General features: G+C 63.0%; 8 protein-coding genes. 5 read left to right on the top strand and 3 right to left on the bottom strand.

Features of this window, described 5'->3' with window-relative positions; all coding sequences use genetic code 11:
• The first annotated feature begins 90 nt into the window (after positions 1 to 90).
• Genes L880_RS0125265 through L880_RS0125255 form a run of 3 tightly spaced genes read left to right on the top strand, consistent with a single transcriptional unit; the run spans position 91 to position 1,870 of the window.
• Positions 91 to 312 carry a hypothetical protein gene (locus L880_RS0125265; RefSeq protein ID WP_004637279.1) on the top strand — a complete coding sequence of 74 codons (222 nt, stop codon included), beginning with the start codon at positions 91 to 93 and terminating at the stop codon, positions 310 to 312.
• Between the two features lie 3 nt (positions 313 to 315).
• Complete coding sequence (locus L880_RS0125260; protein ID WP_009242154.1) at positions 316 to 1,230, top strand: DNA cytosine methyltransferase; 915 nt, start codon at positions 316 to 318, stop codon at positions 1,228 to 1,230.
• A gap of 22 nt (positions 1,231 to 1,252) precedes the next feature.
• Positions 1,253 to 1,870, top strand: coding sequence for a phospholipase D family nuclease (locus tag L880_RS0125255; protein WP_013723328.1), 618 nt, complete (start codon positions 1,253 to 1,255; stop codon positions 1,868 to 1,870).
• Positions 1,871 to 2,010: 140 nt separating this feature from the next.
• On the opposite strand, the gene L880_RS0125250 is transcribed toward L880_RS0125255, so the two are convergent.
• The 3 genes from L880_RS0125250 to L880_RS0125240 all read right to left on the bottom strand — a co-directional run bounded on the left by L880_RS0125250 (position 2,011) and on the right by L880_RS0125240 (position 7,994).
• Positions 2,011 to 3,540 carry an efflux transporter outer membrane subunit gene (locus tag L880_RS0125250; RefSeq protein WP_027477987.1) on the bottom strand — a complete coding sequence of 510 codons (1,530 nt, stop codon included), beginning with the start codon at positions 3,538 to 3,540 and terminating at the stop codon, positions 2,011 to 2,013.
• Positions 3,541 to 3,604: 64 nt separating this feature from the next.
• Entirely contained in the window at positions 3,605 to 6,772 is a 3,168-nt protein-coding gene (locus L880_RS0125245; protein ID WP_027477986.1) for an efflux RND transporter permease subunit, read from the bottom strand.
• Positions 6,773 to 6,791: 19 nt separating this feature from the next.
• Complete coding sequence (locus L880_RS0125240; RefSeq protein WP_023110674.1) at positions 6,792 to 7,994, bottom strand: efflux RND transporter periplasmic adaptor subunit; 1,203 nt, start codon at positions 7,992 to 7,994, stop codon at positions 6,792 to 6,794.
• Between the two features lie 148 nt (positions 7,995 to 8,142).
• On the opposite strand from L880_RS0125240, the gene L880_RS0125235 reads away from it, so the two are divergent.
• Together L880_RS0125235 and L880_RS0125230 are read left to right on the top strand one after the other, a co-directional pair.
• A complete protein-coding gene (locus L880_RS0125235) occupies positions 8,143 to 8,748 on the top strand; it encodes a TetR/AcrR family transcriptional regulator (protein WP_023047514.1) in 606 nt (201 codons plus the stop codon).
• 69 nt (positions 8,749 to 8,817) lie between these two features.
• Complete coding sequence (locus L880_RS0125230; RefSeq protein ID WP_013723333.1) at positions 8,818 to 9,513, top strand: hypothetical protein; 696 nt, start codon at positions 8,818 to 8,820, stop codon at positions 9,511 to 9,513.
• The last annotated feature ends 171 nt before the right edge of the window (positions 9,514 to 9,684 follow it).

The raw sequence follows: 9,684 nt of genomic DNA, 5'->3' as shown, positions 1-9,684 counted from the left end.
TGAGGCGATGCCCCGGCAGGGGTGACGGTGAGCAGACCAGACCCCAGCCGCTTAGACCATCTTCAACCCTTCCGCATAAGGAAAACGACCATGCAGACCGCCCACGTCGCCCAGGCCAACACCACCGCCCAAGCCACGGATTACCCGCAATGGGTGATCGTTGAGAACGCCGGCACCGATGCCGAAGACGTGTGGAGCGACCACCACACTTTCAAGGCGGCGCTGAAGGAGCTGGAGAGCTGCGGCGGGACGGATAACGGCTTCGACCTGATGAAGCGCCTCCCCGATGGCACCCTGACCACGGAATTCTGACCCATGCGCTGCATCGACCTCTTTGCGGGGGCCGGTGGCTTCACCGAGGGCGCGCGCCTTGCCGGCGCGCGCGTCGTGTGGGCCGCAAACCATTGGCCGCTCGCTGTTCAGTACCACCAGACCAACCACCCGGACACTTGGCACGAGTGCCAAGACCTTCAGCAAGCCGACTGGCGCGCGGTGCCCGCGCATGATGTTGTGCTGGCTTCGCCAGCCTGCCAAGGGCATTCGAGGGCAAGAGGCCGCGAACGGCCGCACCATGACGCGCTGCGCAGCACGGCTTGGGCCGTGGTGGCTTGCGCGGAATATCACCGCAGCCCGGTGATCCTGGTCGAGAACGTGCCGGACTTCGAGAAGTGGGTGCTTTATCCGGCTTGGCGCGATGCGCTGCGCCGGCTGGGCTACGCCGTTTCGCCGCATCTGGTCGATGCGGCCGATCATGGCGTGCCGCAGAACCGGCAACGCCTGTTCCTGGTCTGCACACGCTCGCGGCGGCCGCTGCGTTTGAGCCTGCCGCGCCGCGAGCACCGACCCATTGCCGACGTGATCCAGTGGGATGCCCACCCGTGGAGTCCGATCGCCACGCCCAGGCGCAGCGAAAAGACGCTGCGCCAGATCGCGGCGGGCCGTGCTGCGCACGGCGACCGCTTCTTGATCCCGTACTACTCCAGCGGGAGCGGCCTCACTGGCCGCAGCATCCACCGGCCTGTCGGCACCATCACGACCCGCGACCGCTGGGCCGTGATCGAGGGCGACCGGATGCGAATGCTTGCCGTGCCCGAGGCACGGGACGCTATGAGCTTTCCGCCGTCCTACGTCCTCCCCAACGTCCACCGCGATGCCATGCACCTGCTGGGCAATGCCGTCTGCCCCGTGGTGGCCGCTGACTTCCTCAACGAGCTGCGCCTTGCGGCTTGATCGAACTTCCTGGAGCTACCCCATGAAACCCTCTCGCTTCCTTCCTGTGATCCTCGCCGGCCTCGCCTTGAGCTGGGCCGGCTCCGCTTCCGCCTACAAGCCCGGCGTGCTGCGCGAGCTGGCCGATGCCATCGAGACAGCCGCGCCCGTATCCGTGCCTGCGGCCGGCTCCATCGAGGTGGGCTTTTCTCCCAAAGGCGGGGCCGAGGCCCTGGTGCTTCGCGTCATCGACTCCGCGAAGACAGACATCAAGGCACTGTCCTACAGCTTCACCAGCCCGCGCGTGGTGGCCGCGCTGCTGCGCGCGGCCAAGCGCGGGGTGGCCGTTTCCCTGGTGGCCGACTACAAGAACAACGTCACCGACGACCGGAGCGGAAAGGGCCGGGCGGCCCTTTCGGCGCTGGCTGAAGCTGGCTGCGACGTGCGCGTAATTTCCGCTTACCCGATCCACCATGACAAGGTGCTGATCGTGGATCGCCAGACTGTCGAGCTGGGGAGCTTCAACTACTCCGACGCGGCCGCGCGCGTGAATTCGGAGAATGTCCTGGTGAACTGGAATAATCCGGCGCTGGCCAAGGCATATCTGGCCCATTTTGATCGCAACTGGCGGCAATCCGAGCCTTTCCGTGCCCGGTATTAACAGGAACTCGGAGAACATCATGACCGTCGATTTTTTCCTCATTGACGCCCCGCACGCCGTCCCCCAGGAATTCCAGGGTAGTTCTTCGGCGACAGCGAGAAAGCAGCGTAAGTGTCGAATCTCCATTTCGCCTCCTGTTGTCAGTACAAAGGCCGTTTGAGAGTCGCAGCGTTGTAGCCGCTCATCTCACCGAGTTCATCCAGTTCAGGCCTGTCGCCGCTTTTGTGGCGCTGCGCGACTGCCTCGCCCTGCGGTCCGGGCAAGGCGTGTGACCAGCCGCCGGCCAGCGTCTTGTAGACCGCCACCAACGCCGTCGCCCTGCGGGTGGCGCTTTGTGCCAGCAAGTCTTCGGACTCCAAGCGTGAACGTTCGGCCTTCAGCACATCCAAAACATGGATGGCGCCGCCCTCAAATTGCAGGCGAGCCGTCTTGGCTGCCCGGCGGCTGGCCTCGGTCGCCTGTACCAGCATGGCGTTCTCGGTCTGCGCGCGCGATAGGCGTACCAGCGCGTTCTCGGTTTCTTCCATGGCGCGCAGCACCGTGCGCTCGTATACCGCCAAGTTTTCGGCAGTGGCTGAATTGGCCGCCGCGATGCGCGACCGCACCCGGCCCACGTCTAGGAAGGAACCACCCACACCGAGCGAGATCATTCGCGTTTCACTATCACGCTCGAACAACGAACCAAAGCCCAACGCCTGCGTGCCGATCAGCCCTCCCAACGTAAAGCGAGGGAACAGGTCTGCCATGGCTACGCCGATACGCGCAGTGGCCGCAGCCAGCCTACGTTCTGCCGCAGCCACATCGGGACGGCGACGCAGTAGATCGCCCGGTGCACCGGCGTTGATCTGGGCGGGCAGCTCAGGCAAGGCTGCGGGGTGATCCAGCACTTCGGCCATCGCCGCAGGCGTGCGGCCAGTGAGCACGGCAATGCGGTGGGCGGCCACAGCAGCCTCAGCTTCAAGCGGCGGAATGCGCGAGCGTGTCAGCGCCAATTGCGTGCGGGCGCGGTCGGCATCGAACGACGTGCCCCGGCCGTTCTCGAACAAGACCTCGATCAGCCGCAGCGTATCGGCTTGGTTGATTTCGTTGTCCCGCGCGACCTGTAATTGCACTTGCAAGCCGCGCAAGCGGAAATAGGCGTCGGTCAACTCGGCCACCATAGCCACTTGTACGCCCGCCAGGTCGGCTGCGCTGGCCTCGGTCTCGGCGCGCTGCGATTCCACGCTGCGCCGCACTCGGCCAAAGAAGTCCAATTCCCAGATCACGGATAGGCCAGCCGAATACAGATCGTTATCCCGGTCGGAGCGGGACGCATCCGGTGCTTGTGCAGCACTGGCGCGCTGGGTACTGATTTCACCGGACGCGCCCAGCGTCGGATAGTAGTCTTGGCGACGTTCGCGCGACAGTGCGCTGGCTTGCTCGTAGCGCGACAGTGCTATGCGGATGTCGTGATTGGCGTGAAGAGCATTCTCCACCAAAGAGTGCAGCACCGGGTCATCCAGTTCCCGCCAGAATTGCGCATCGGCCTCCGGTACAAGCTGGGACACGGCAACGGGGTCTTGGCGGGCATACGTCACTGCCTGGGGCGCGGCAGGTGCCTTGTAATTCGGCCCTACTGCGCAAGCTGCCAGCGTCAACGCCACCAAAGGGAGCAGTACCAGATGTGGCATCCGACGTAGGCATGGTCGGATGCGGGATGGCGTTTGAAGCATGACGGAATCAGTCCTTGTGGAGTCAGACATGGGTGGCCTCCATGGCGACATTTGCCTGGCGACGTGGCTTGCGCGTCGCGAGCCTGCGTAACGCGACGTAGAAAACAGGAGTCAGGAATAAACCGAACAAGGTCACGCCGAGCATGCCGGCGAACACAGTCACTCCCATAACCTGGCGAATCTCCGCGCCTGCGCCGGAACCGACCATCAGCGGCACCACGCCAGCGATGAAGGCGATGGAAGTCATGATGATCGGGCGCAGACGAAGGCGTGATGCCTCCAGCGCGGCATCGAGGATGCTGTGCCCCTTGCGCTCAAGTTCACGGGCGAACTCCACGATCAGAATGGCATTCTTGGAGGCCAGACCAATCAGCACTATCAAGCCAATCTGCACGAAAATGTTGCTGTCACCACCCGCGAGCCACACGCCCGTCATGGCCGACAACAGGCTCATGGGCACGATCAGGATGACGGCCAGCGGCAACGTCCAGCTTTCGTACAGTGCCGCCAGCACCAGGAAGACCAACAGTACCGCCAGCGGGAACACCACCAGCGCGGTATTGCTTTGCGTGACCTGCTGGTAGCTGAGGTCGGTCCACTCCAGTTGCATGCCTGGCGGCAGCACCTTGTCTGCAATGGATTGCACTTGCTGCAATGCCTGCGATGACGACACCAGACGCGGATCTGACTCACCAATCAGGTCGGCAGATGGATAGCCGTTGAAGCGGATGACGGGATCGGGGCCGAATGTCTTGCGCACGTCCACCATGCTGCCGATGGGCACCATGTCGCCATTGGCGTTGCGGGTGCGCAGTTTGACCACGTCCTCGACAGAACTGCGGAACGGTGCGTCCGCCTGAGCCATCACCCGGAAGGTGCGGCCAAAGCGCGTGAAGTCGTTGACATACGCCGAACCCAGGTACACTTGCAGCGTATCGAAAAGATCGGTCACGGCCACGCCCTGTGCCTTCGCCTTGGTGCGGTCCACTACGGCGTCAAGCTGCGGCACATTGGCCTGATAGGAACTGATCGGATATTGGAATCCCGGTTCTTGCGAGATGGCCGTCGCCAGCTCGGTGGTCGCCGTCTGCAATGCGGCATAGCCCTCACGGTTGCGATCCTGCACGTAAAGAGAGAACCCGGAACCCGCGCCCAGCCCCATGACAGGGGGCGGCATGATGGCAAAGGCCAGACCGTCCTGCTCCTGAGCGAAGCGCTCGTTCAACTGTTCCGCAATCTCGGTTGCAGTGTGCTTGCGCTCATTGATGGGCTTGAGTACGAAATACACTAGGCCGCTATTGGACGTGTTGGTCGACTGCAAGGCGTTCATGCCCGGGAACTGCACGGCGTTGTAGACGCCATCGGTCTTGAGCGCGATGTCGCTCACACGGCGGACCAGCGCTTCCGTGCGCTCCAGGGATGCACCCTCGGGTAGCTGGATGACACCGATGAGATACAGCTTGTCCTGCATGGGGATGAATCCGCCAGGGACGGCCTTGAACACAGCTCCCGTCGCCACCAGTAGCGCGATGTAGACGAGAAACACCGCACCACGCCGCCCGAGGATGCGCGACACGCTGTTTCCATAGCCATCCGCGCTGCGCAGGAAGAAACGGTTGAACGGCCGGAGTATCCAGCCCAGACTGCGATCCAGCACCCGCGTGGGCAGGTCTGGCGCGGCACCATGCGGGCGAAGCAGGCGCGCGGCCAGCGCAGGCGACAGCGTCAGCGAGTTGATGGCCGAAATTACCGTGGAGATCGCAATGGTGACGGCGAACTGTTTGTAGAACTGCCCTGTCACGCCGGACAGGAATGCCATAGGCACGAATACCGAGCACAGCACCAGCGAGATGGCGACGATGGGGCCACTGACTTCGCGCATGGCCTGATGGGCCGCAGCCAGCGGCGCCAGCCCTTCGGCGATGTTGCGCTCGACGTTTTCCACCACCACGATCGCGTCGTCCACCACGATCCCGATGGCAAGCACGAGTCCAAAAAGCGTGAGCGTATTGATGGAAAAGCCCAGCATCAGCAGCACGGCGAAGGTGCCTACCACCGACACCGGCACGGCTAGCAGTGGGATGATGGAGGCACGCCAAGTCTGAAGGAACAAGATCACCACCAGCACCACCAGTCCGATGGCTTCCAGCAGAGTGTTGACGACCGCCTTGATCGACTGACGCACGAAGACAGTTGAGTCATACTCCACCGACCATTCCACTCCCTCGGGAAAGCGCTTGGCCAACTCGTCCATCTTCGCGCGGACTTGATCCGAGATTTCGATGGCATTGGCGCCCGGGGCTTCAAGGACAGAGATCGCGACAGCAGGCTTGTTGTTGAGCAACGACATCAGCGAGTAGCTGGATGCGTCCATTTCCACGCGCGCCACATCTCGCAGCCGGGTGACCTGACCCTGCGATCCGGTCTTGACGATGACGTCGCCGAACTCTTCTTCCGTCACCAGCCGGCCCTGCGCATTGATGGACAGGAGGAAGTCGCTTCCCGAGGGGTTGGGCGGCGCACCTAGTTGACCGGCCGAGACCTGGACGTTCTGTTCGCGCACGGCTTCGACCACATCGCCGGCGGTCATACCCAGCGCCGCAATTTTGTCGGGGTCCAGCCATAAGCGCATGGCGTAGTCGCCAGAGCCGTAGATCTTGGCATCGCCCACCCCCTGGATGCGTGCCAACTCGTCGCGTACATGGAGCACGGCATAGTTGCGCAGGTACAGCGCGTCATAGCGATCGCCCGGCGAGCGCAACTGCACGACCAGCGTTTCGTTGTGGGACTGTTTGACGGTCACCACACCTTGCTGGCGCACCGCTTCGGGAAGACGCGGCTCTGCCTGGGCGACACGGTTCTGTACCTTGACCTGGGCGTCGTCGGGATCGGTGCCAGGACGGAAGGTGACGGTCAGCACCAACACGCCATCACTACCGGCCACGGACTTCATGTAGAGCATGTTTTCCACGCCGGTGATGGATGCCTCCAGTGGTGCGGCTACCGTGTCGGCGATTTCGCGCGGATTTGCGCCAGGATACGTGGCGCGAACCTGTACGCTGGGTGGCACGACTTCCGGGTACTCGCTGACGGGCAAGAGCGGGATCGCGATCAACCCAACCACGAAAATGATGATGGACAGCACGGCCGCAAAAATCGGCCTGTCCACGAAAAAGCGGGCAAAGTTCATGATGGCTGGCTCTCCGCGCTCATTCGCTCGCCTGGGCGTTTTGTCGGCCTGCAGGCGCCATTTCAATGTCCTGGGCCGTCACTGGCATGCCGACAGAAACCTTCTGGATGCCGTTGACGATCACGCGGTCGCCGGGATTTAGACCTTCCTCGACGATGCGCAGGCCTTCGGCCTTGCGTCCCAGCGTGATGTCGCGGCGCTGGGCGGTGTTGTTCTCATCGATCACATACACGTACTTGCGGCTCTGGTCGGTCAGGATGGCCTTGTCGTCGATCAGCATGGCCTCGAAACTGCCGCTACCCGGCAGGCGCACTCGGGCATAGAGGCCCGGCGTAAGCAGGCCGTCGGGATTGACCAGGGTGGCGCGTGCGCGGATGGTGCCGGTGGCCGCATCGACACGGTTGTCCACGAAGTCCACGTTTCCGGCGTGTGGATAGCCGTTCTCGCCGACCAGGCCCACCTGCACCGGGATACTTTCGCTGCGCTGGTCGGGGCGCTCTCCGTTGCGAGCCATGTGGGCGTAGCGCAGATAGGTACGCTCGTCGCTATCAAAATGCACGTGCACCGGGTTCAGCGAGACTACGGTGGTCAGGATGCTGGCCTGGCCGTCAGCACTCACCAAGTTGCCTGCCGTGACCAGTGCACGTCCGGCGCGGCCTGTGATGGGCGAACGTACCTGGGTGAACGACAGATCCAACTTGGCGGTCTCGACTGCGGCTTGGGCGAACTGCACGTTGGCTTGGGCCTGATCGGCGGCGGCGTGGCGCTGCTCCAACTCCTCGGTGGAGGCTGCTTGCAACGAAGCCAGCTTTTGAGCACGGGCCGCTTCGCTACGTGCCAGTGCGGCCTGCGTGCGGGCGCGGGCCAAGTCTGCTTCCGCGCGAGCCAGAGCAGCACGGTAACTGCGAGCGTCAATCTCGAACAGCACGTCGCCACGTTTGACGATCTGGCCCTCTTCGTAATTGACCCTGTCGATGTAGCCACTCACACGTGGCCGCAGCGCAACGCTTTCCACCGCCTCGACGCGGCCATTGAACTCATCCCATAGGACGATCTTGCGCACCGACACAGGTGCCACGCTGACCGTGGGTGGAGGGGCGGCGACCGCGTCGGCGGCGTCGCTATTGCAGCCAGCTAGGGACAGCGCCAGCAAGCTCGCCGCAGCTAACGGCAAGGCGCGGCGCCAGGAAGGCAGGACCGCAAGGTAAGGCAATGTGCTCATTGTTTTCAGTCTCGAAGGTCGAAGGGATGGCGAAACCCGGTTGATAAAATTTGACATACGTGACGTATGCCATTTATCATCCACTCATACGCAACGTATGTCAATCATTTACATACACTTCGCATGTGAAAAATCGGAGGACGACCTAATGGCACAAAAGCGTGCAGAGATGATTGAGGAAACGCGGGCCAAGCTCATCAGTGCCGCCCGCGCTGCGTTCGCAACCGTGGGATATGCGGACAGTTCAATGGATGAGCTGACGGCCCAAGCCGGACTGACGCGCGGAGCGCTCTATCACCACTTCGGTGGAAAGAAAGGGCTGCTGGAGGCGGTCATCGCCCAGATTGATGCAGAGATATCTGGCCGACTGGCCGTCATCGTCGAGGAGGCGGAGTCCACCTGGGACGGCTTCGTTCAGGAGTGCATTGGCTACATCAAGATGGCCGTCGAGCCCGAAGTCCAGCGGATCGTCCTGCTGGACGGGCCAGCGGTTCTGGGCGATCCCTCCCAGTGGCTCTGCCAGAACGTGTGCATCGTGAACACGCGCCGCAGCCTCCAGAAGTTGATCGAGGAGGCAGTCATACGCCCCGTCGATCCCCTGGCGACGGCCCGCCTGATAAACGGGGCGCTGCTGGGCGCATCGCTGTGGATCGCCAGCGCAGACGACCCACGCGCCGCTTCCGAAAAAGCCGTGCAGGGATTTCTTGTACTGGTGGCGGGCTTGCGGCGGGACACCTCTCCCGCGCAGCCGTAACAACCCAAAGGTGCCGACCGGCAGGCCGGACTCTTTGACCCTGACCATTCACCTATTTGGATTTTGACCATGAACCCTTTCAAAAATCAGGCTTGGGAGGACGCGAAAGCGCATCATCGCGCTGTTTTTCTGCGCTGCGTGGATGCCGAAGATGGCAGCGCCGAACAATCCCGCCTCGATGCGGAAGGCCGGGCCGCGAAGGGCGAGGCTGACCGCTTGGAGCAGGCCGCGCGAACGGCTTGGTTGCGGGCGAAGCGGCAGTCCGTGGAAATCCACCTCAACGATGACACGCGCGAAACCCGGCATTGCTTTACCGAGCAGCCGTTGCGAATCCACGCTGGTTTCACGCATGAGGATGCGGCCGCTGGCTGGCGTCAAGTCCTGTCCTTTTCTGCCAGTCCGACCCCTGACGCCGACACCTTGGCCCGGATCGAGCGGGCGAAATCGGATGCCGTCTCGCAACTGGAGTCCTATTGGGCCGAGCTGGCCGACGCCACCGATATTCAGCGCGTGATCTACCAGGGCGTGCATTACACCTGGAATGTGCTTGGCGAGGGAATCGGCTTCGGCGGGCAGGCATTCCGTGTTGAGTGGCTGACCGCTGATCGAGAGCCGACCGAGTGCAATTTGTTCGCGCAGGGCCGCATCCCGGTTTGGATGCGTGACAAGCTACCCGACAACGCCCGTACCATTGAAGACTTGGGCTACCGGATTAACCCGTTTCCGGCTGTGGATGACAGCTTGGATGACGACCCGCCGTATTAACCCCTGGGCGTCTCCCCTGCGGGGCCGGGCTTTCGTGCTGCGCATCGAGCCGCCTGCGGCGTCTCGCCCCTGCGGGCATCAATCCCTGACGCCTCCGCGCCGTGCCGGCGCTGCGCGCTCCGCTTGCCCGGCCTGAAGGCCGCATCGAGGAACTTTCGCGCGCGAAAGTTC

Origin of the sequence: Curvibacter gracilis ATCC BAA-807, from assembly GCF_000518645.1 — a bacterium.
Lineage (GTDB): Bacteria > Pseudomonadota > Gammaproteobacteria > Burkholderiales > Burkholderiaceae_C > Curvibacter > Curvibacter gracilis.
This window is presented reverse-complemented; position numbering and strand designations above follow the sequence as displayed.